Origin of the sequence: Streptomyces sp. CT34 (genome assembly GCF_000805335.1) — a bacterium.
In the GTDB taxonomy this organism is placed as follows: domain Bacteria; phylum Actinomycetota; class Actinomycetes; order Streptomycetales; family Streptomycetaceae; genus Streptomyces.
The window spans coordinates 4949776-4971932 of record NZ_KN708638.1 but is presented as its reverse complement, the minus strand read 5'-3'; the positions used below and the strand labels follow the sequence as shown (position 1 = coordinate 4971932).

Annotated in this window: 16 protein-coding genes; 7 read left to right on the top strand and 9 right to left on the bottom strand. The window is 74.1% G+C overall.

What is annotated here, in order from left to right; translation table 11 throughout:
- Positions 1-36: 36 nt before the first annotated feature.
- Both RZ84_RS21790 and guaA read right to left on the bottom strand, forming a co-directional pair.
- Positions 37-822: a class II aldolase/adducin family protein gene (locus RZ84_RS21790; protein WP_043265696.1), complete on the bottom strand. Its 786-nt coding sequence runs from the start codon at positions 820-822 to the stop codon at positions 37-39.
- A gap of 295 nt (positions 823-1117) precedes the next feature.
- On the bottom strand, positions 1118-2704 hold the full coding sequence (gene guaA / locus RZ84_RS21785) for a glutamine-hydrolyzing GMP synthase (protein WP_043265695.1): 1587 nt from the start codon (positions 2702-2704) through the stop codon (positions 1118-1120).
- Between the two features lie 268 nt (positions 2705-2972).
- Between guaA and RZ84_RS21780 the strand changes: the two genes are divergently transcribed.
- Positions 2973-3281, top strand: coding sequence for a chorismate mutase (locus RZ84_RS21780; RefSeq protein ID WP_043265694.1), 309 nt, complete (start codon positions 2973-2975; stop codon positions 3279-3281).
- A 676-nt stretch (positions 3282-3957) separates the two neighbouring features.
- Here the strand turns inward: RZ84_RS21780 and RZ84_RS21775 are convergent.
- From RZ84_RS21775 to RZ84_RS21765, 3 genes are all read right to left on the bottom strand, one after another.
- The gene (locus tag RZ84_RS21775) at positions 3958-5775 is read right to left on the bottom strand and encodes a GMC family oxidoreductase (protein ID WP_198540155.1); all 1818 of its coding nucleotides are present in this window, start codon (positions 5773-5775) and stop codon (positions 3958-3960) included.
- Between the two features lie 203 nt (positions 5776-5978).
- Entirely contained in the window at positions 5979-7724 is a 1746-nt protein-coding gene (locus tag RZ84_RS21770) for a succinic semialdehyde dehydrogenase (RefSeq protein WP_043265692.1), read from the bottom strand.
- Between the two features lie 214 nt (positions 7725-7938).
- Positions 7939-9897, bottom strand: coding sequence for a serine/threonine-protein kinase (locus RZ84_RS21765; RefSeq protein WP_043265691.1), 1959 nt, complete (start codon positions 9895-9897; stop codon positions 7939-7941).
- Positions 9898-10276: 379 nt separating this feature from the next.
- On the opposite strand from RZ84_RS21765, the gene RZ84_RS21760 reads away from it, so the two are divergent.
- The 3 genes from RZ84_RS21760 to RZ84_RS21750 all read left to right on the top strand — a co-directional run bounded on the left by RZ84_RS21760 (position 10277) and on the right by RZ84_RS21750 (position 13647).
- Entirely contained in the window at positions 10277-11296 is a 1020-nt protein-coding gene (locus RZ84_RS21760; protein WP_043265690.1) for a hypothetical protein, read from the top strand.
- A 462-nt stretch (positions 11297-11758) separates the two neighbouring features.
- Positions 11759-12421: a response regulator gene (locus RZ84_RS21755; RefSeq protein ID WP_043265689.1), complete on the top strand. Its 663-nt coding sequence runs from the start codon at positions 11759-11761 to the stop codon at positions 12419-12421.
- Positions 12422-12498: 77 nt separating this feature from the next.
- On the top strand, positions 12499-13647 hold the full coding sequence (locus tag RZ84_RS21750) for a sensor histidine kinase (RefSeq protein WP_043270495.1): 1149 nt from the start codon (positions 12499-12501) through the stop codon (positions 13645-13647).
- A 58-nt stretch (positions 13648-13705) separates the two neighbouring features.
- Here RZ84_RS21750 and RZ84_RS21745 read toward each other — a convergent pair whose 3' ends face one another.
- Positions 13706-14080: an STAS domain-containing protein gene (locus RZ84_RS21745; RefSeq protein ID WP_043265688.1), complete on the bottom strand. Its 375-nt coding sequence runs from the start codon at positions 14078-14080 to the stop codon at positions 13706-13708.
- A 646-nt stretch (positions 14081-14726) separates the two neighbouring features.
- On the opposite strand from RZ84_RS21745, the gene RZ84_RS21740 reads away from it, so the two are divergent.
- Entirely contained in the window at positions 14727-15383 is a 657-nt protein-coding gene (locus tag RZ84_RS21740) for a sigma-70 family RNA polymerase sigma factor (protein WP_043265687.1), read from the top strand.
- Positions 15383-16828 (top strand): zf-HC2 domain-containing protein, encoded by a 1446-nt coding sequence (locus tag RZ84_RS21735; protein WP_043265686.1) that lies wholly within the window; start codon positions 15383-15385, stop codon positions 16826-16828. Before RZ84_RS21740 ends, RZ84_RS21735 begins: the two co-directional genes overlap by 1 nt.
- 118 nt (positions 16829-16946) lie before the next feature.
- Here the strand turns inward: RZ84_RS21735 and purU are convergent, their stop codons facing one another.
- Entirely contained in the window at positions 16947-17837 is an 891-nt protein-coding gene (gene purU / locus RZ84_RS21730; RefSeq protein WP_043265685.1) for a formyltetrahydrofolate deformylase, read from the bottom strand.
- Positions 17838-17895: 58 nt separating this feature from the next.
- Entirely contained in the window at positions 17896-18354 is a 459-nt protein-coding gene (locus RZ84_RS21725; protein ID WP_043265684.1) for an SCO4402 family protein, read from the bottom strand.
- 171 nt (positions 18355-18525) lie between these two features.
- Here RZ84_RS21725 and RZ84_RS21720 point away from each other — a divergent pair, with 171 nt between their 5' ends.
- Positions 18526-19872 carry an ABC transporter substrate-binding protein gene (locus RZ84_RS21720; RefSeq protein WP_043265683.1) on the top strand — a complete coding sequence of 449 codons (1347 nt, stop codon included), beginning with the start codon at positions 18526-18528 and terminating at the stop codon, positions 19870-19872.
- Between the two features lie 108 nt (positions 19873-19980).
- Here RZ84_RS21720 and RZ84_RS21715 read toward each other — a convergent pair whose 3' ends face one another.
- Complete coding sequence (locus tag RZ84_RS21715) at positions 19981-21918, bottom strand: hypothetical protein (protein ID WP_043270493.1); 1938 nt, start codon at positions 21916-21918, stop codon at positions 19981-19983.
- Positions 21919-22157: the final 239 nt, after the last annotated feature.

Genomic DNA, 22157 nt, shown 5'->3' with positions numbered 1-22157 from the left:
GGGGCGGCGCCTCACCGGGGCGCCGCCCTCCGGCTCCTAGGCGAACATGTCCGGCTCGCTGCGCGCCATCTGCCGGTACAGCGGCTGGTAGTTGATCCAGGCGACCAGGTCGCTGCCCAGCTGCTCCCGCGTGCGGACGGCGTCGTGATGGCCGATCAGTACCGGCTTTCCGGCCGCCTTCGCCGTCAGCTGCACCTGGCAGGACCGCTCCATCGTGAGGAACCACCAGGCCGCCGCGTCGACCGAGTCGCCCACCGTCAACAGCCCGCGGTTGCGCAGGATCACGGCCTTGTGCGGGCCGAGCGCGGCGGCGATCCGGCGGCTCTCCTCCTCGTCCACGACGACGCCGCTGTACGCGTCGTAGAGGGCGTGCGCCTCGTAGAACGCGCAGACGTCCTGGGTGATCGGGTCCAGCAGCTCACCGAGGGCGGCGAGCGCCCGGCCGTACGTGGAGTGGCTGTGCGCGGCGGCCACGACGTCCGGGCGGGCCCGGTGGATCTGCGCGTGGATCGAGAACGCCGCCTGGTTGACGTGGTGGCGGCCCTCGACGACCTGCCCGTCGAGGTTGACCAGGATCAGATCGCTCAGCGTCAGGAGGGAGAACGGCATCCCGAAGGGGTTGACCCAGAAGCAGTCGGTGAACTCCGGGTCACGCGCGGTGATATGGCCCGTGACGCCCTCTTCGAAGCCCAGGCGCCCGAAGAGGCGCACCGCCGCCACCAGGCGTTCCCTGCGGTATCTCCGCTCCTCCTCGACGCTCTGGTGCGTCGGCGGCATGGCGAACTGCAGCTGCTCGGTGGGTATCGGCGTCGGCTCGGGCATCGCGGTTCTCCTCCTGGGCGCGTACGGCTCACAGCGCTCGGGCGGAAGCTACCCTCCGGTTCCCGCGGAGGCCAGGGCCGGGCAGAACCTCGTGGGACGGGCGCTCTCTCCCTGGCCGTACCCGCTCAGCAGCTGCCCGCCCCGCAGCCGCGCCGAGTGGTCCAGGCCGCGTCGCCGCGGGCCACCGCGGAGGCGATCAGCCGGTCCACGGCGGCACCGACGGGGAAACGACAACGCCGCCACTCAACGAGTGAGCGACGGCGTTTCGTTCATCTCGGGGGAGAGCCTTGAACGGTCACTCCCACTCGATGGTGCCCGGGGGCTTGCTGGTGACGTCCAGGACGACGCGGTTGACGTCCGCGACCTCGTTGGTGATCCGGGTCGAGATCCGGGCCAGGACGTCGTAGGGCATCCGGGTCCAGTCCGCGGTCATGGCGTCCTCGGAGGAGACCGGGCGGAGCACGACCGGGTGGCCGTACGTGCGGCCGTCGCCCTGGACGCCGACCGAGCGGACGTCGGCGAGCAGGACCACCGGGCACTGCCAGATCTCGCGGTCCAGGCCGGCCGCGGTCAGCTCCTCGCGGGCGATCGCGTCGGCCTCGCGCAGCAGGTCGAGGCGGTCCTTGGTGACCTCGCCGACGATGCGGATACCGAGGCCCGGGCCGGGGAACGGCTGGCGCTGGACGATCTCGTCCGGGAGGCCCAGCTCGGTGCCGACCATCCGGACCTCGTCCTTGAACAGCTGGCGCAGCGGCTCGACGAGCTCGAACTCGATGTCCTCGGGCAGTCCGCCGACGTTGTGGTGCGACTTGATGTTCGCGGTGCCGGTGCCGCCGCCGGACTCGACGATGTCCGGGTAGAGCGTGCCCTGGACCAGGAAGGCCACTTCCTCGCCCTCGGCGCCCGCCTCGGCGACCAGCTCGGCCTGCGCCTGCTCGAAGACGCGGATGAACTCCCGGCCGATGATCTTCCGCTTCTGCTCGGGGTCGCTGACCCCGGCCAGCGCGTTCAGGAAGCGCTCCTGGGCGTCGACGACCTTCAGCTGGACGCCGGTGGCGGCCACGAAGTCCTTCTCGACCTGCTCGGACTCGCCCTTGCGCATCAGGCCGTGGTCGACGTAGACGCAGGTCAGCTGGTCGCCGATGGCCCGCTGGACGAGGGCCGCGGCCACCGCGGAGTCCACGCCGCCGGACAGCCCGCAGATCGCGCGCTTGGTGCCGACCTGGGCGCGGATCGCGGCGACCTGCTCCTCGACCACGCTGTGGGTGGTCCAGCTCGGCTCGATGCCCGCGCCGCGGTAGAGGAAGTGCTCCAGGACCTGCTGGCCGTGCGTGGAGTGCAGCACCTCTGGGTGGTACTGGACGCCGTAGAGCTTCTTCTCGTCGTTCTCGAAGGCGGCGACCGGGACGACGTCGGTGGACGCGGTGACCGTGAAGCCCTCGGGGGCGGCGGAGCAGGCGTCGCCGTGCGACATCCAGACGGACTGCTCGGCCGGGGTGCCCTCGAAGAGGGTCGAGGAGGGCTTGGTGACGGTCAGCGGGGTGCGGCCGTACTCACGGGCGCCGGTGTTGTCGACCGTGCCGCCGAGGGTGGTGGCCATGAGCTGGAAGCCGTAGCACATCCCGAAGACCGGGACGCCGGCCTCGAAGAGCGAGCGGTCCAGGCTGGGAGCGTCTTCGGCGTACACCGACGAGGGACCGCCGGAGAGGATGATCGCCTTCGGGTTCTTGGCGAGCATTTCGGCCACCGGCATGGTGGACGGCACGATCTCGCTGTAGACCCGGGCCTCGCGGACCCGACGGGCGATGAGCTGGGCGTACTGTGCGCCGAAGTCGACCACGAGGACGACGTCCGGGGCAGCGGCAGGGGGCGCTGATGGCACTTCGGCGGCCTTCCGGCGGTGTGGAGCAGGGGTTGGACTTTCGATTCTAACGGGCTCATACTGAGCGCCATGTCCCAGCAGCTGACCTTCGTCTTTACCTATGGCACCGGCCCGTCCGGCTGCCATGGTCGTGCTGCTTGATCGACTGACAAGCGACTTCCCCAGGCGCCCCGGGCCGCAACGGTCCGGGGCGCCTGTCCGTGTCCGGGACCGCCCACCGCCCGGAGCTCCCGGGGCTCTCCACCCCCGACCTCAGGAGACACGGAAAATGAGCAGCGAGACCACGAACGCCACCGCGCCGGCCGCTCCCGGCACCGGTGCGCACACCCCGGAGGCGGCCGGCGTGATCAGCGACGCGCGGAGCCGGATCGACGATCTCGACGGACGGATCATCGGGCTCGTACAGGAACGGATGGCCGTCTCGGCGGTCATCCAGCGCGAGCGGATCGCCTCCGGCGGGCGCCGGGTGAACCTCTCCCGCGAGATGGAGATCCTGGCCCACTACCGCGATCAGCTCGGCAAGCCGGGCACCGCGCTGGCGATGACCTTGCTGGAGCTCTCCCGCGGCCGGGTCTGAACCGGCCGCGCCCGTGGGGCGTGGCCGGATTCGAGCGGTGTGCGGGGGCGCGGACGGCGTCCGGGAGGCGGGTCGCGGCGCGTGCCGGACGGGAGTGCGCCGGGCGCAGCCGCCGCATCTGAGTTCGGTTGCCGACTCACCCGTACGGCGCGTGACCGGCCGCCGAGAGGGGTCGTTGTTCCCGGTGCCACGCCAGCCAGGCGCGGCCTGCAGGACTACGCGTAGACGCCGCCCCACGGGCGGAAAGCCGGAGCGATGAGACGCCGGCCGCTGGCAGCGGTCCGCGTCGTGGGACCTCGTTCCGGTGCCGTGGCCGGTCAGCAGGGGACAGCAGCCCGGTCACACCGATGGGGTGGTCGGTCCTGGGGACGCCCGGGACCGACCGCATCCGGTCGAAACGGTTGCGCCGGGTGAGGCGCATCCAGGACGATGCTTGACGAACCGCTTACCGCGTCCGGTGCGGACCTTTGCCTCACCTGCCATTGGTCCGACCAGCTCGCGCGCGGAATACCCCGCACCACCCGCAAGCCAGCGGCGCTACCCCCCCCCAGCGCCGCCCGTCGGTGCCGGCGCTGCCCTGACGCCGGCACCGAAAGCCAAGGGCCCCGTGGCCGTCCGCAAACCCCCCTCGCGGACGGATTCCCGGGGCCCTTCGCTGTGAACTGTTCCCGTGGGCCTACTTCTTGGGCGGCACCGGCGGTACGGACAGGAACGGCAGCCTGAGGGCGCCGAACGCCTTCTCGGGGACGGCGGGGCGCACCGGCGCGACCGGGGCCAGGCGCTCGTACGGGCGGCCCGGGGCCGGGCGGAGGTCCGGTTCGCCCTTGTTGGGCCAGAGGGACATGGCGCGTTCGGCCTGCGCGGTGATGGTCAGCGACGGGTTGACGCCGAGGTTGGCGGAGACCGCGGCGCCGTCGACGACCGATATGCCCGGGTGTCCGTAGAGGCGGTGGTACGGGTCGATGACGCCGTGGTCGGCGTCCGCGCCGATGGGGCAGCCGCCGAGGAAGTGGGCGGTGAGCGGAGTGCCCATCAACTCACCGACGTTGCTGCCCGCGAAGCCGTTGATCTCCTGGGCGAGCAGGGTGGCCGCCTCGGTGGCCTCGGGGATCTGGTCGGGGTTCGGGGCGCCGTGGCCCTGGCGGGCGGTGAGCAGGCCCTTTCCGATGCCGCTCGGCTTGCGGTACGTCGTCAGGGAGTTGTCCAGGGACTGCATGACCAGGCCGATGATGGTGCGCTCGGACCAGCGGCGGTTGGAGAGCGAGCGGAGGGCGAGCAGCGGGTGGCGGGCCATGTTGCCGAGCCACCCTAGGACGCGGCCGGCGGGCCGGTAGGGGACCTGGAGGATGGTCAGGCTGCCCATCGAGTTGGAGCCCTTGCCGTAGCGGACCGGCTCGATGTGGGTGTTCTCGTTGGGGTGTATCGACGAGGTGATCGCCACGCCCCTGGTGAAGTCGACCCGGTCCGCGCCGTGTTGTCTGCGGTAGCGGCGGTTGTCGGTCTGGGCGCCCACCAGGGCCTCGGAGTTGGTGCGGGTCAGCGCGCCGAGGCGGTCCGAGAGGTACGGCAGCAGACCGGAGTCCTTCATCCGGTGCAGCAGCGTCTGCGTCCCGTAGGTCCCGGCCGCGACGACCACCCGGCGGGCGGTGAACGTACGCCCGCCCGTCTCCCGGCCGCCGCCCCTCTTCGAGGCGCTTCGCCCCGCGCCTCCTCGTCGGCCCTTCTTGTCGTCGGTCGGCAGGGTGCGGACCGCGAAGCCGCCGCGGGAGTCCTCGGTGACCGCGACGACCGAGGTCATCGGGTGGATGACGGCGCCGGCCCGCTCGGCGAGGTAGAGGTAGTTCTCGTTGAGGGTGTTCTTCGCGCCGTGCCGGCAGCCGGTCATGCACTCGCCGCACTCCGTGCACGCCCTGCGGGAGGGGCCGGCGCCGCCGAAGTACGGGTCGGCGACCTCGCCGCCGGGCAGCGCCTGTACCGCCCCGTCGCCGGCCGCGTCCCCGTCGCAGGCGTCCTTGCCGTCCCCGAAGAACACCCCGACCGGCGCCATGTGGAAGGAGTCGCCGACGCCCATGGCCTGCGCGGTCGCCTTCAGGTGGACGTCGGACGGGGTCATCGTCGGGTTGAGCCGTACGCCGAGCATCCGCCGGGCCTGGTCGTAGTACGGCTTCAGCTCCGCCCGCCAGTCGGTGATGTCCTTCCACTGGGGGTCGTCGAAGAACGGTTCGGGCGGTACGTAGAGGGTGTTGGCGTAGTTCAGCGAGCCGCCGCCGACCCCGGCGCCCGCCAGCACCATGACGTTGCCGAGGAGGTGGATGCGCTGGATGCCGTAGAGGCCGAGGGCCGGCGCCCACAGGTAGTTCCTGAGGTCCCAGGAGTTCTTCGGCAGCGTCTCGCGGGTGAAGCGCCGGCCGGCTTCGAGGACGCCGACGCGGTAGCCCTTCTCGGTCAGGCGGAGCGCGGAGACCGAGCCGCCGAAGCCGGAGCCTATGACTATGACGTCGTAGTCGTAGTCGTAGTCATAGGGGGGTTCCTCGTGGGCGGGGCGCCCGGTGGTGGGCTCGCCCTCCGGGGCGTGGGGTTGGGCAGAGTTGGGCTGTGGCACCGGTACCTCCGTGTCCGTTGTCGGGGCTCCGCCCCGGACCCCGCTCTCGATCGCCGGAGGGGCTGGAATTTCCCGCCGGAAGGGCTGGTTGGTGTTCAGCGCAGGCGGAGGGCCTTCATCGCGCGCAGGCTGCGGGTCATGGACTGGGCGTACTTCTCGTCGTCCATCCCGAAGGCCGGTGCCAGCGGAATCAGCCGCTGGTGGGCGACGGTCTGCGCCTCGGTGTACTTGAGGATGCCCTCGGAGCCGTGCCGGCGGCCCAGCCCCGAGTCGCCCATACCGCCCATCGGGGACTGCACGCTGCCGTAGCCCGCCGCGTAGGACTCGTTGACGTTGACCGTGCCGGTGCGGAGCCGGGCCGCGACCGCCCGGCCGCGCCGGCCGTCCTTGGTCCAGACGCTGGAATTCAGGCCGTACGGCGTGGCGTTGGCGAGCGCGACCGCCTCGTCCTCGTCGCGGAAACGGTAGAGGGAGACGACCGGGCCGAAGGTCTCCTCGGTGCAGACGGCCATCGGCGCCTCGACGCCGTCCAGGATGGTCGGCTCGTAGAACAGCGGGCCGATGTCGGGGCGGGGCCGGCCGCCGGCGATCAGCCGGGCGCCCTTGGCGACGGCCTCGTCGACATGGCGGGTGACGGTCTCCAGCTGGCGCTCGCCGACCAGCGAGCCCATGTCGGCGCCGTAGGCGAGGGCGTTGCCCAGCCGCATCGCCTTCGTACGGGCGGCGAAGCGCCGGACGAAGTCGTCGGCGACCGATTCGTGGACGTACAGCCGCTCGATGGAGATGCACAGCTGGCCCGCGGAGGAGAAGCAGCCGCGGACGGCGCCGGCGGCGGCCTTCTCCACGTCGGCGTCGTGCAGCACCAACATGGCGTTCTTGCCGCCGAGTTCGAGGGAGACGCCGACCAGGCGGGCGGCGGCGCCCTGGGCGACCTCGCGGCCCGTCCGGGTCGAGCCGGTGAACGAGACGTAGTCGGCGTGCGCGACGACCGCGGGGCCGACGACCGGGCCGTCGCCGATCACCACCTGCCAGACGTCCTCCGGGAGCCCGGCCTCGATGAGCTGCTCGCGGGCCCACAGGGCGGTCAGCGCGGTCTCCGTGTCGGGCTTCATGACGACGGCGTTGCCCGCGGCGAAGGCCGGCAGGGCGTCGCCGACGGTCAGCTCGAAGGGGTAGTTCCAGGGGGCGATCTGCCCGACGACGCCGCGCGGCTGGCGGAGTTCGGTGACCTTGGTCAGGGTCGGCACGACACCGGTGTGGCCCTTGGGGCGGAGGTAGGCGGGGGCCTTGCGGCCGTAGTGGCGGGCGGCGACGGCGACCGCCTGCACCTCCTCATGGGCGTGCAGCCGCGCCTTGCCGGTCTCCAGCTGGATCAGGTCGAGCACCTCGGCCTGGCGGCGCAGGATCAGGTCGTGGAACCGCAGCAGGACCGCGGCGCGCTGCCTGACCGGGACCTTCGCCCAGCGCTCCTGGGCGGCGCGGGCCCGCTCGAAGGCGCGGGCGACGTCCTCGGGGGTGGACTCGGGCAGGTCGGCCAGTTTCTCGCCGGTGAACGGGCTGTGGTTCGCGGTCCGCCCCCTGCCGACCACGTCACGGGTGAGCCGGGCGGCCACCTCCGGGGTGACCACGTCGGCCGCCGTGCGGGTACCGGGGGCGGCGACCGCGACCGGGTTGCCGCCGGCGGGCGCGGCGGGGGCCTCGGGGGAGGTCTCCCGCGGGGCCTCGCCGGTGGCGGCGGGGGCACCTCCCGTGCACGGGGGTCCTCCCCCCGTTCGAGCGCGGTCGAGAGTGGGGGAGGAGTCGGGCAAGGGGGACGATCCGGCGTCCTGCGAGTCCGTCATGCGGGCGAGCGTATGCCCCCGGGGGCGCTTTGTGTACCCGGCAGTAACAGGTTTTCCCCGAGTACACCCCATCGCGCCAGTGTTCACCGGCCGCAACGGTGCTGGGCTGGCGGGACACGGCGCGGCCGGCCCGCCGCCCGGCCACCCCGCGGCCCCGGGCTCCGGGCTCCCGGGGTCGTGCCGCCCGGCCGCTCACCGGTCGGTGACCGGCCGCTCACCGGTCGCTCAGCCGGAACGCGGCGACCGCGGTGTCGAAGTGTCGCTCGGCCTCGATGCGCGACGCGATCGGCGCGGAGATCCAGACGTCCATCATCTTGCCGTCCTCGTTCCAGCTGAGGTCGTAGGTGCAGCGCGCGCCGGCGTCCCGGGCGCTGCCGTCCCGGACGAACTCCCAGAGCCCGGCCCGGAACCCGTTGTGGGTGGTCTCGGTGACCTGGCCGTCGCGGTAACCGGGGTAGTCGGCGGGGCCGTTGGCGTCCGCGGTGCGCAGCGCGCCGAGCGGGCCCTCCGGCACCGTCGTCCGGAGCCGGACGCCGATCCGGAAACGCTTGCCCTCGGAGGAGTAGTAGACCCGCGAGTTCTCGTAGGAGCGGGTGAAGCCCACCGGGACGGCCAGCGCGAAGCCGTCCGGGTCCTGGACCATCCGGTAGCCGGCCGGGAGCGTGCCGTCCTCCCCCGAGGAGGGCACGGTGGTACCGGTGACCGGAGGGCCGGGCTTCGAGGGGGCGGCGTCCGGGGTGGCCGCCGGGCCCGTGGCCCCCTTCCGGCCGGTCGCCTGCGCGGAGCCGCCCGGGTGCGGACCGGAGTCGTCGCCGCTCCCGTTCGCCACGAGGGCGACGACGCCCGCGGCGACCCCGGCGACCACGACCACGGCGCCCGCGATCAGCAGCGCGCGACGGGTGCGGCCGGTGTGCGGGCGGGCGGCGGCGGCCAGCGCCCGGTCGTCGAGGGCCGCCGGGATGGGCACACCGGGGGTCCGCCGGCCGGGGATGCGGCCGGCGGGCGGCCGGTCGGGGGCCGCGCGCCCAGGGCGGGTGGTGGCCGGGGGCGCGGCGTCCTCCGGGGTGGGCGGCACCGGCGTGCTGCCGGGCCGGACGGGGTCCTCCCCCACGGGGCGGAACGGGTCCTCGCTGGGCGGGTGTTCGCTGGGCCGGCCGCCGCCGGGTCCGTCGTCGAACGGGTCGCGCGGCGCTCCGGGGCCCGGTGGCGGGGCGGGACCGGCCGCAGCCGCCGCGGCCGGTCCCGCGGCCCCTTCCCCGGCGGACCCACCGCCCGGCCCCGTACCGCGCCCCGCGCCGGGGCCGGTCCCGGGCCCGAACCCGCGGTGCCCGCCCCGGCCGCCGCGCTCCGGCGCCCGCCCCGACCGGAGGTAGCCGCGCAGCAGCCGCGCCGTCTCGGCGACGTCCAGCCGGCGCCGCGGATCGCGCTCCAGGAGGCCGCCGACCACCGCGCGCAACGGCCGGGCCTCCTCGGGGAGTTCGATCTCGTCGTACACCACGGCGTGCAGCACACCGGCCATCGAGTCCCGGCGGAACGGCGTCTCCCCGCTCAGTACGGCGCACAGCAGCACCCCGAGCGACCAGAGGTCGGCCTCCGGGCCCGCGCCGCGGCCGGACATCCGCTCGGGTGCGGTGTACTCGGGCGAGCCGACGAATCCGTTGGTGTCGGTCAGCGTGGTCACGCCCGGGACCTGGGCGACCCCGAAGTCGGTCAGCACGACCCGCCCGGTGCCGTTCTCCATGAGGACGTTCGCCGGCTTGATGTCGCGGTGCAGCACACCCCGGGTGTGCGCGGCGCGCAGCGCGCCCAGCAGCGCGATCCCGATCCGGGCCGCCTCACGGGGCGCCAGCGGACCGCCGCCGGCCAGCCGGTCGGCCAGCGACGGGCCCTCCACCAGCTCCATCACGATCCACGGCCGGCCGTCCTGCTCGACCACGTCGTGCACCACGATCACGTTCGGGTGCTTGACCTGGGCGACCGTACGCGCCTCCCGCATCGCCCGGTCCCGCTGCGCCCGCGCCTCGGGTTCGGCCGCGCCATCATCCAAGTGCAGCTCTTTGACGGCCACTTGACGATCCAGCAGCTGGTCCGTGGCACGCCACACCGTCCCCATGCCTCCGCGGCCCAGCCGTATGCCCAGGCGGTACCGTCCACCGATCAGCCGGCCTTCCATGGCCTCATCTTGCCGCACGGAGCCGGGGCGGGCGGGGCCGAACGGAAGCCGGCACCCTCGAACGGCCGCCGGGTTACCCCGGGTTCAGCGCAGGCCCTCCCGGCCTGCGCGCGCCGTGATCCGCCGCCACCGCCCGGCGGACCTCGCGCCGCGACCCGCCGCGGCAGCCGCGACGCGGCAGCGGCGGCGGCCCGGCGGACGCACTGCCCGGACCGGCTGCCCGACCTGCCCCCGCCCTTACCCGAACGCCTCCCGGTACGCCATGATCAACTGACGACACACGGGGTGGAACCTCCCCCGCCCCTCCGCCCGTCCTTGACAAAGTGAGGCGGCGGACACCGCGGCACGGCAACAGGCAGCACGGGAACGGGGATCGGCCATGGCGATGCAGGACGGCGCAGCGCTGGACGTCCGGCCGGGGCCCGACCCGGCCCGCGCCGCGCCGGAGCACCACGGCGCCTACCACACCGCCGCCCTCTTCCTGGCCCTCTACGCGACCGCCCTGATCGGCTGGACCGTCTACGGGATCATCCAAGGGGACGGCACCGCCCGGGACTTCGTCGAGGGCCTCTTCAACCCCGGCGCCTCCCCCGCCTCCCAACTGGTCGGCCCCTGGGAGTGGGCGTTCACCGCCGCCCTCCTCGCGACCGCCGGCCTCGCGCTGGCCCACCGCCGCCTGGCCCGCAGCGCCGCCCTCCTGTGCGGCTTCCTGCTCCTCGCCCTCTCCGTACGCGAGGTCGTCGGCCTCTTCGACGCCGCCTACCGCGACCGGTACGGCACCGACCCCCTGGGCGGCTGGGCGCTGGCGACCAGGGCGCTGGGCCTGGTGGTCGCGGTGACCGTACTGGTCGCCATGTTCCCCGCGACGGAGCGGTGGCGCTCCGGCCGTCGGACCGCGCCGCCCTCCGGCGGGCGCCCCCGCCGCCTCTCGCGCATCTGCGGCGTCCTCTTCCTCGTCATGGCCCTGGCCCGCCTGGCGCTGACCGTACGCGACCTGACGACCCCCGGCATGGACACCGCCCATTACCTCCGCAGCGTCGTCGACGGCTCGTCCCTCGGCACCCTCAACCTGGCCGCGTCCGGCGAATTCACCACCGTGAGCTCGGTGGTCGTGCTCCTCGTCCTCGGCGTGCTGGCCCTCCGCGCCCGCCGCGACATCCGCGGCGCGCTCCTCGTCTTCGCCGCGATGCAGCTCTATCTCACCGTCCGCACGGTCGTCTGGCTGACCGTGACGGACTTCTTCAACCAGTCCTTCGAAACCCCCGAGGGCGCCCTCTCCATGGCCACGACCGCCTACGCCCTGGCGGCCATGACCTCGGTCGTCGTCCTGGCCATGGGACGGGGGTTCGGCGCTTCCGAAGCGTACGGGGAGGAGACGGCGGCGGCCGGGGGCGAGTGAGGTGACGGGCCGCGCGGGGGCTGTCTGACGCGGCTTCCGGGGCGGTGCTGGCGGCTGCGGGAGCCCGGCCGTCTCTCGGGCCGGGGCGGCGGAACAGGCACCCGGGCCGCGGTGGCGAGAAGGCGGCCACCCGGCCCGCTGAGCCCCGTGGCCGTGCGGGAGAGGCCCCCCTCCGGGCCGCCCCCGCACGCCAGGAACGGCCGCCGCGTGTGGGGGCCGCGGCGGCCGTCGATGTGAGCTGCAACGCGTCCTGGGTTCGTGGCCTCTTCAGTGGTGCAGCATGAGAACCACTCTGCCCGCGGGTGCTCCTCGCGGCATCCTCCACAGGTCGCGGGATCACCCCCGCCGGCCGGCGGGGGTCCGGGGCCGTCGCGAGGGGGACCCGTCGGCAGGGGGACGGAGTCGCGCAGCGCCGGGCGGTTCCGGGGGCTCGGATGGGTGCGGAGGAGAAAGGGGCGGCCGGTGATCCGTGTCGCTGTGGTGGATGACGAGCGGCTCGTCAGGTCCGGACTGCGGATGATCCTGGGGACCGCCCCGGACATCGAGATGGTCGCGGACTGCGGCGGAGCGGAGGCCGTGGAGACGGTGCTGCGCTGCGGCGCGGAGGTCGTGCTGCTCGACATCCGGATGCCGGACGTGGACGGGCTGACCGTGCTGCGCCGGCTGCGCGCCGCCCCGGAGCCGCCCGCGGTGGCGATGCTGACGACCTTCGACGCACAGGAGTACCTGACGGCGGCGCTGCGGGAGGGCGCGGCCGGCTTCCTGCTGAAGGACTCGGATCCGGAGCAACTGGTGCGGGCGGTGCGGACGCTGGCGGCGGGCGGGAGCGTGCTGGACCCGGGGGTGACCCGGGCGGTGATCGGCGGCTATCTGACGGCCGAGGACCAGGCAGCGGCGGCGCGGGCGGTCAGCGGGCTGACGCCACGGGAGTCGCAGGTGCTGGCGCTGCTCGGCGAGGGGCTGGGCAATGCGCAGATCGCGGACCGGATGGGGCTGGCGCCGAGCACGGTGAAGGACCATGTGCGCGCGCTGCTGGGCAAGTTGGGCGGGATCAACCGCATCCAGGCGGCCATCGTCGCGGACCGCGCGGGGCTGGTGGCGGGGGATCCGCGGGGGGCGTGGTGAGCTCCGGGGACGGTGCGTCCCGGATACCCGGCGGGCGGGGCCCGCGGCACCGCGTACCGGCGTTCGCCCGCGGCCGGGTGGCCCGGCGGCTGCGCCGGATCGGTCCGGTCGTCGTGCCGGTGCTGCTCTCGATCGCCGACGCGCTGCTGGTCAACGGCCTGGGAATGGCCCTGGAACTGAGCGTCTCGGTGGTCGCCGCGGCGGCGCTGCTGCTGCGCCGGCGCTGGCCGCTGCCGGTGTTCCTGGTCACCCTGCCGGGCCTGTACATCGGCTACATCTGGTTCGCGCCGATGATCGCCCTCTACACCCTCGCCGTGCGCCGGCCCGGCCGCGCCCGGCTCGCCTGCTGCGCGCTGCTGCTGATCGCCGCGCACTTCCTCCCGTACCCGATCTCCGACTTCGAACCGACCTCGTACCGCGAGAACACGCTGGTCCTGATCGACGCGACGGTCAGCTCCGCCGCCCCGATCGCGCTTGGCCTGCTCGTCCACACCCGCCGCGAACTGGCCTCCCGTATAGAGGAGTTGACCCGCAGCATGCGCCGCGAGGACCGGCTGCTGGCGGAGCGGGTCAAGGCCACCGAACGCGCCCGGCTCGCCCGCGAGATGCACGACGTGGTGGCCCATCAGGTCAGCCTGATCAGCCTCCAGGCGGGCGCCGTGCAGGTCAGCACCGCGGACGAGGCGGCCCGTACGGGCGCGCGGACCATCCGCGAGCTGGCGATACGGACGCTGGAGGAGCTGCGGCACATGGTCGGCGTCCTGCGGGCTGCCGGCGGCGACGCCCAGGAGGCCCGCGAGCTGGCGCCGCAGCCGGACCTGGACGAGCTGCCGCGGCTGATCGAGCTGAGCGCGCTGGACGTGACGTACGAGGGCGGTGCCGTGGCGGGGGCGGGGCGGCCCAGCGGCGCGGGGACGGTGGAGCGGGCCGCGTACCGCACCGTCCAGGAGGCGCTGACCAATGTCCGCAAGCACGCGCCCGGGGCCCGGGTGCGGGTCCGGATCGACGCGGTGGAGCCGGCGGAGGGGGCGGCGGCGGGGCTGCTGGTGGAGATCCGCAACGGGCCGCCGGACGCGTCGGCGACGGCGCCCGCGCTGCCCGGGGGCGGTCACGGTCTGGTGGGGCTGCGGGAGCGCGCCCAGAGCCTGGGCGGGACGCTGGAGGCGCGCCCCACGTCCGACGGCGGCTTCGTCGTCCGGGCGGAATTCCCGTACGGGAGAGGGTGAATGAGCGTGCAGGCGAAGGGACTGCGGGGCCTTGGGGGGCCACGGTGCGGGCGGTGCCTCAGGCCGACAGCGGTTCCGCGGCCTCGTCGACCGCGGTGGGCAGGTCGGGGTAGACCTCGAAGAGCCGGCGGACGCCGAGCGCGGCGAGCACGCGGTTGACGTGGGAGCCGTCGACGGCCCCCTGGGCGGGCAGGATCAGCCGCAGCCGCCCCTGACAGGAACGCATCAGGCGGCGGGCGGCGATCAGCACACCGACACCGCTGGAATCACAGAACCGGACCTCCGAGAGATCGAGCACGAGGGACCGCCGGCCGTCGGCCACCGCGTCGTGCACATGCTGGCGCACCGCAGGCGACGTGACCAGGTCCATCTCACCGGAGACCTGGAGTACGGCCCAGGGGCCCTTCTCGTCCTCTGCCACCTTCAACGACACGCGCTCGAAGCCTTTCGCTCGCTTTCGGACCGGATGCGCCCCGGTTGCATTCGAAACCCACCCTTCCCCGGCTCGACTGCCCGGCCTCTCTCCCCCGAAACTCCTCCGGATCCTCGGCGCGGCAGGCCGTCCCCTCACAAGGCTATGCCCACGGGGTGACGGGTTTTCGCCCGCGACCGGTCACACCCGCATCACACATGGGTGGAAACATGCACGAACAGTCCGCATCATTCCGTTTCAACCGGCTACCGGCGCACCCCCTCCCGGTTCGTTCGCAGACGACATCGCAGACGACCGGGAATCACCACCACACCGTCATCACGCCCTTACCATCCGCATCGCCCTGGCGGCGGGCTTTGCCGCAAAGGCGCATACGGCGTCGGACCCGGGCACTACATTCGGTGTCACGGTGCACATCCGGTGTCACGGTGCGTTCGGTGTCACGGTGCGGTGTCACGGCGTGCGTACGGACCGCATCCGGCGGCGGACGGGATCCGGCGGGCCGCCGGATCGGGTGAGGCACCGGCAATCGTGAGCGGAGGGGCCCCGGCGGGTACGAGAGTGAGCGGGAGTGACGGAACAGGTCACGGTGGCAGGCGGCGGCCGAGGTGTGAGCCCGGCCGTGACGGGCAGGGATGGGGGTCCGATGGGACACGACGCACCACCGCGCTGGGACAGGCGGATGCAGCAGCGGCTCGCCCGCGGCGAAGCGGCCGCGCTCGGCGAGCTCTACGACCGCTTCGCCTCGCTCGTCCACAGCCTCGCCCACCGCGTCCTGGACGACGGGGACGCCGCCGACCGCATCACCCGCGAGGTGTTCGGCTACGTCTGGGAGCACCCGGACGCCTACGACCCCAAGCAGGGCTCGCTGCGCTCCTGGGTGGCCGGCGTCACCCGCCAGCAGGCCGTCCAGCGGCTGCGCCAGACGGAGGCCGACTCGGCCCGCGACTGCGGCGAGGACGCCCCGGCGCCCGCCGAGATGGAGCGGAAGATCCACGAAGCCTCCACCGCCGCCCGCGCCGACTACATCGTCACGTCCATGCCCGCCCCGCTCCGGGACGCCCTGGAGCTCGCCTACTTCCAGCGCCGGGACTACCGCCAGACCGCCGCCGACCTGGGCGTCACCGAGGACGAGGCGCGGCGCCGGCTCCGTCTGGGCCTCCAGCTGCTGTCCACCGCGCACAACCACCAGGCCCTGCCGTCGGTCCCGCACGGCCGCACCGCCTCCCGGGGTGCGCACCCCGCCCGCCCCTCGCACGCCCCGTACTCACCGCCCGGTCCGGGCCCCGGACGGTCGCTGTGATGGGCCCGGACGAGTGGGACGGCCGGGAGCACCCCGGAGGGCACGGTGAACGGCCGCGGATACCGTCACCGCGTCCCGCCGCGGAGGACCGCGGCCCGCTGCCGGACGCCCCGCCGGTCCCGCCCGCGTCGTTCGCCGAGCTGGTCGGTGACGCCACCACGGGGCTGCCGCACGGCCGGCCGGAGCCCGGCCCGGGCGCGGATCCCGGTGCCGCCCGGGAGCCCGCCCCCGACCCGCCCCACGACGTCGATCCGGAGTACGAGAGCGATGACGACCCCGTGACCGACGACGACCGGGACCCGCGCCACCACCCGCCGCTGCCCGCTCCGGGCGGCACCCCGCCGCACAAGGTGCTCAAGTCGCTGCTCGGCGCCTGGGCGCTGGCCGCCTGCTCGCCCGAGGAGACGGCCGCGGTGGAGGAGCATCTGACCGACTGCGCAGCCTGCGCGGAGGAGGCGCTGCGGCTGCGCGACGCGGTGGGGCTGCTGCATCCCGCGGACAGCCTCGATCTCGATCCGCTGCTGCGCTCGCGGGTGCTGGAGGGCTGCCTGGGCCGCCGCCCGGCGCGCATTCCGGTGCCCGAGTGGGCGACGCCGTACGACGCGGAGACCGCCAAACTGGACGCGCTGCTGCGGGACATGGGCGAGGCGGAGTGGCGGGCGCCGGTGCGGCTGCGCTGGTTCGACGGTGAGCGGCCGGTCGAGCGCGAGACCACGGTCGGCGGCGTCATCGGGCATCTGATGGCGGTGGACGGGCTGGTCGCCACGGCCCTCGGACTGCCCGATCCGCTCGGTGCCGCCGCCCCGTCGGACACCCCGAGCCCGCGGCGCCGCACCGAGGCGTACTGGCGCACCGCGGGCGAGGAGACCGGCCCGCGCGGCGTCCACGATCCGTGGCGCGAGCAGAGCCAGGCGCTGATAAGAACGGTCTCCTTCGCCGGCCGGGGTGCCGCCGAACTGAACGTGCCCTACGGCAGGTTCAGTCTCGCGCTGCGCGACTCCTTCCTGGACCGCGCCTTCGAGTGCTGGGTGCACGCCGGGGACATCGCGGAGGCGGTGGACTATCCGTACGTGCCACCGGCCTCCGGGCATCTGCACCTGCTGGTGGACCTCGCCGCCCGGCTGCTGCCGGTCGCGCTGGCCGACCGCCGGCGGGCCGGGCTCGCGGCGCCCGCGCAGGGGCTGGTCGCGGCCGGCGCCCCGGGCCGCACGCTGCATCTGGAGGTCGAGGGCAACGGCGGCGGCCACTGGTACATAGCCCTGGACTCCCCGGCGGCGCTGGGTTCGCCGGAGTGCACCGTCGCCCATATCGCCCTGGACAGCGACGAGTTCTGCCAGCTGGCCGCCGGGCACATCTCCCCCGAGGAGACCGCGGTGGGACAGGACGGCGAGCGCGAGGCGATCCGCGACGTGCTGTTCGCCACGGCGGCGCTGTCCCGCCTCTGAGCGGCCGGCCGCACTCCGCACATGGCACGGCCCGTCCCGCGACCGGGTGTTCCCGGGCCCGGGACGGGCCGTGCCGCCGCGTGGGAGGCGCGTCAGGAGAGGACGACTCGGAGGCGCGTCAGGCGAAGACGACGGTGCGGGTCCCGTTGAGCAGCACGCGCCGCTCGCTGTGCCACTTCACGGCGCGCGCCAGCGCCTGGCACTCGACGTCCCGGCCGATCGCGACGAGCTGGTCCGGTGTGACCTCGTGGCCGACGCGCTCGACCTCCTGCTCGATGATCGGGCCCTCGTCGAGGTCCGCGGTGACGTAGTGCGCGGTGGCCCCGATGAGCTTCACCCCGCGGGCGTGCGCCTGGTGGTAGGGGCGGGCGCCCTTGAAGCTCGGGAGGAAGGAGTGGTGGATGTTGATGATGCGGCCGGAGAGGGCCTTGCAGAGGTCGTCGGAGAGGACCTGCATGTAGCGGGCGAGCACGACCAGTTCGACGCCCTCCTTCCGCACCAGCTCCAGCAGCTGCGCCTCGGCGGCCGGCTTGGTGTCGCGGGTGACCGGGATGTGGTGGAAGGGGATGTCGTACGAGCCGACGAGCTCGGCGAAGTCCGTGTGGTTGGAGACCACGGCCGCGATCTCGATCGGCAGCGCGCCGATCCGGGAGCGGAACAGCAGGTCGTTCAGGCAGTGCCCGAACTTGGACACCATCAGCACGACCCGCATCTTCTCGTCGGCCCGGTGGATCTGCCAGTCCATCGCGAACGAGTCGCCGACCGCCGCGAAGCTGGCCCGCAGCTTCTCGACGGTGACCGGTGCCTCCGCGCTGAAGTGGACGCGCATGAAGAACAGCCCGGTGTTCCGGTCTCCGTACTGCTGGCTGTCCTCGATGTTGCAGCCGGTGATGAAGAGATAGCTGGAGACGGCGTGCACGATCCCCTGCTTGTCCGGGCAGGACAGGGTGAGGACGTACTGATCGTTCCGATCGTGCTGACCGGGCTGGGTGGGCTGCGACTCGCTCATGACCTCATAGGGTCGCATATCCGCGGACCGGGCCGGACCGGGGCGCCCTGGGCACCGGTCACGCCGGGGCCTGCAGAGCGCCCGTCATGACGGCCAGCGCTTCGAGGGAGTGCGGGACGGTGTCCGGGTTCTCGCCGTCCGCCACCGCCAGGTGCACATGCGCCTCGCGGGCGGCCCGCACGGCGTCGGGCCAGGCGGGGTGCTCCATGTACGCGGTGACCGGGGCGTCCGCCCCCACCTGGTGCATGATCCGCAGCACCCGCAGCACGGCGGCGTCGACCAGCTGCGCCTCCTGGGCGTCGCGGAAGATCGTGCCGATGTACTTGTCGGCGGACCAGTTGTCCAACCAGGTGTCCTCGACGAGCCGGTAGACGGCGTCGGTGACGTCTCCGTACCCGGGCCGTCCGGGCAGCCAGGTCTGCTGCTGGAAGACGGGGTCGGAGAGCATGTGCAGCGCGGAGCGCACATTGCTGCGCCAGCGCCACCACGGCATGTCAGTGAGTGGCATACCGCCCATGGTGGTCGAGCGGCGCCCGCGACGGGAAGACTTCTCCGAACCTTGCACAGCATTCGATCGTACGTTCCTCCCTGACGATCTCAAGCCGACCCCCGGAGTTCACCCCTCCGTCACCATCCGTTGCCCGGACGTCACTCGCACGTTCCGGGCGGAACGGCAGGCTGCCGAGCCATGACCGGACGGCGACGCCCCTCCCCCCGCCCCTTCCCCCACACCTCCGCGGCCGTCTCCGCGGCGGCGTGCACGGCGGTCATCGCGTCACTGCTCTCGGGCTGCGGCTCGCTCCCCGGAGGGGACTCCGGGGACAAGGAGCCGGTCACGGTGATGACCTGGGCCCCCGAGGGCACCAAGACGACCAATATGCCGGGTATGCCGGCCATGGCGGAGGCGTACGCCCGCTGGGTCAACTCGCACGGCGGGATAGCCGGCCACCCCCTGAAGGTCCTCACCTGCAACGAGCGCAACGACTCGGCGCAGGCCACCCGGTGCGCCCAGCGCGCGGTGGACGCGGGCGCGGTGGCGGTCGTCGGCTCGTACAGCCAGAACGGCCGCTCGTTCATGTCCCCGCTGGAGGTCGCGGGCATCCCGTTCATCGGCGGGTACGGCGCCTCCGACGAGGAGTTCGCCAGCCCGCTCTCGTATCCGGTCAACGGCGGCCCGGCCGCCCTGCTGGCCGGGAACGGGCGCCAGTTGGCCGGCGACTGCAAGCGGGTGGCGCTGGTCCGCCCGGACAGCATCCAGGGCGACCGGATGCCGTCGCTGCTGGACGCCGGCCTGGAGAGCGGCAGCCGCAGCCCGGCCCGGGACATCAAGGCGCCCGAGGACGGCACCGACTACTCGTCCCAGGTGACCGCCGCCCTGAAGGCGGTGGGCGCGGACCCGGCCGTCTACGGGACGGCGGACGCCGGCGGCGAGGCGACCGGCTCCTGTGTCTCCGCCTCCCTGGGCGACCACACGGACACCTTCTTCGACTCCTTCCGGCGGCTCCAGGAGGAGAGCCCCAAGGTGCGGGTGGCGTCCGTACTGGGCAGCGTCGACCAGTCGACGGTGAACCGCACGGGCGGCGCCTCCGGCCCGCTGGAGGGCGCGGACATCACCGGCTGGTACCCGGCCGCCGGCGATCCGCGCTGGCAGCCGATGCGCCGGGTGATCAACGAGGAAGCCTTCGACGACAGCCGCATCGACCCGGCCGACCAGGGCGTCCAGACGACCTGGATCGCCTACACGGTGCTGCGCGCGGTGATCCAGCAGCTCGACGAGGCGGGCGTCGAGGACATCACCGCACACGCCATCCAGACCACCCTGGACCGCGGCGACCACGCCATCGACACCGGCGGCCTCACGCCGAAGCTGCGCTGGCGCAACGACGACATGCTGGCGGTCACGGACTACCCGCGCATCGTCAACGGCATGGTGACGTATCAGGTCGTCCGCAACGGCGAACTGGTCGCCGCCCAGGACGGCTTCGTGAACGTCACCTTGACGCTGGAGCGGCGGCGCGCGGACGGCGGCGACTGACACGCGGACGGCTGAGCCGGGTATCCGGGTAAGTCGCCTCGCCCGTGGGGTGGTTCAGACCCCTACGGTGATTCACGCCCGTGCGGTGGTTCACGCCCGTGCGGTGGTTCACAGCTGCTCGGGCTGATGCTGCGTCAGGCCGTACTTCTGGGCGATCGGGTTCCAGATGCCCGCCGCCTGCTGCTTGGCCCTGGTCGCGTCGCCACTGGCCGCGTTGCCCTGCGAGGCTTCCTTGCCGCCCTTGGGGTGGCCGCCGTCGCAGCCCTTGTCGCCGGCCGCCTTGTCGGCCCAGGCCGCGTAGTGGTTGTCCGCGGCGGCCGAGGACTGCCACGCCTTGGTCAGCGCGGCGGTCAGCTGGGCGCTGTTCGGGATCTTGTCCACAGGGAGCTGCTGGAGGCGGCTGACCAGGCCGTCGCGCTGGCCGGCGGCGGACCGCAGGTCCTTGGCCGCACCGTCGAGATTGGTGCAGCTCTTGATGTTCTGCACGGCGCCGATCACCGCGGAGCGGCTGTTGTTGCTGTCGCCGAGCAGCGCGTCCAGCCCCTTGGCCTGGGCCGCGGCCGGGTCGCCGGCCGGCTTGGACCCGTCGTCCTTCGCCGACTTGGCGCTGCTCGTGCCGGGGTCCTGCTGCTTGCCGGAATCGTCGCCGCTGCCGCCGCCGCTGAGCGCCCAGCCGAGGCCGAGCCCGGCGCCCGCGAGTGCCACGACGATCACGCCGATGATCACGGCAGGGGGGAGCTTGCCGCGCCGCCGGCCGCCGTCGTCCTCGTAGGCGGCGGGCTGGTCGAGACCGCCACCGGGCGGGAACTGCTGCCCGTAGCCGGCCTGTTGGCCGTACGCGGGGCGGCCGGGGTCCTCGAAGCGCGGCAGCTGCGCGGTGGAGTCCGCCGCGGGGGCGGTGCCGGGCGCGGCCGGCTCGGCGCGGAACAGGCCCTCGAACTCGGCGGGCGTCGGGCGGTCGCCGGGGGCACCGGGCGCGCCGGCGGCGCCGTACGCGGCGGCACCGGGCTGCGGGGCGGGCATGGCGCCGCCGCCGACCGGCGGGAGCAGCTGGGTGGCCTCCGAGCCGTCCCCGGGCGCCGCGCCGGGCAGCGGCGCGGACGGCGGCAGCGGCTGCCCCTGCGCCGGGGCCGCCCCGCTCTGGGGCCGCCGGACCGGGCGCAGCAGCTGGGTGGACTCATCGGCCGACTCGGGCGGCAGCGGGGCGGCACCGGGAGCGCCGGAGGGGCCGCCGGTGACGGGGGGAAGCACGGTGGTCGCCTCGTTGGCGGCGGGCGGCAGCGGCGCACCGGTCTGCGGGGTCGCGCGGACCAGGTCGCCGGAGGCGGCCGGGGAGGGGGCCGAAGAGGGGGCCGCGGCCTGCGGGCCGTACGGGTCCGGGGCGGGCGGGAACTGCTGGGCCGGGGGCCGGCCGGCGGCGGGCGGTCCGCTCTCGGGCGGCAGGGCGCCGGACGGGGCCGCGGGGGCGCCGGGCGCGTCCCGGTCGGCGGGGGCCGGCTGCGGGGCCGATGCGCCGAAGGGTATGAGGGCGGTCGACTCGGCGTCCGCGGCGGCGGGCGGCAGCGGTGCGCCGGCCTGCTGGGCGGCGGGCGCGGGAGCCGGCTGGTGGGGCGCCTGCGGCGGCACCGCGGGCGGCGCGGTCGGCATGGGCGGCAGCGGCTGCTGCCCCTGCGGGAAGCCCTGGTTCTGCGGCGGCAGCGGGGCGGCGGGCTGCTGCCGCGCCTCCGGGAGCGGGGCCGACGACGGGGCGGCCGGCTGCTGCCCCTGGTGCGGGGCGGCGGGGAAGCCCGGCTCCGGCGGCTGCTGCCCGTACGGCTGTGGCTGTGGCTGCCCCTGCCCGTATCCGGGCTGCTGTCCGTATCCCGGCTGCTGCGCGGGCGGCTGCTGACCGGGGCCCCAGGGCTGGCCCCACGGCTGGCCGGCCGGCGGCGCGGCCTGCTGGTCGGGCGGCCACGCGTCGCCGCCGTTGGCGGGCAGCACTACGCCCTCTCTGGCCGGGCCGGCCGCAGAATTCTGCGGGTCGTGACCCTGTCCGCTCTGCGTCACCGGCACTCCTACCATCGTGCAGACCTACGGGATCGTCGGCTGCACGCTACCGGTTCGCCGCAACGTTCGACCACGTGTCCAGGTCACCACCCCCTCCTCCCCCGCGGGCGCCGCCCGGGCGCGTGGTCCGCGTACGGGGCGGGCCGGAATCCCGGTCCGCCCCGGCGGCGGAGGGCCGAACGCGCCTCGCGCCCCTCGGCCCTTCCGCCCTTTGCCCTTGCTTCCGCTCTCCTCCCCGG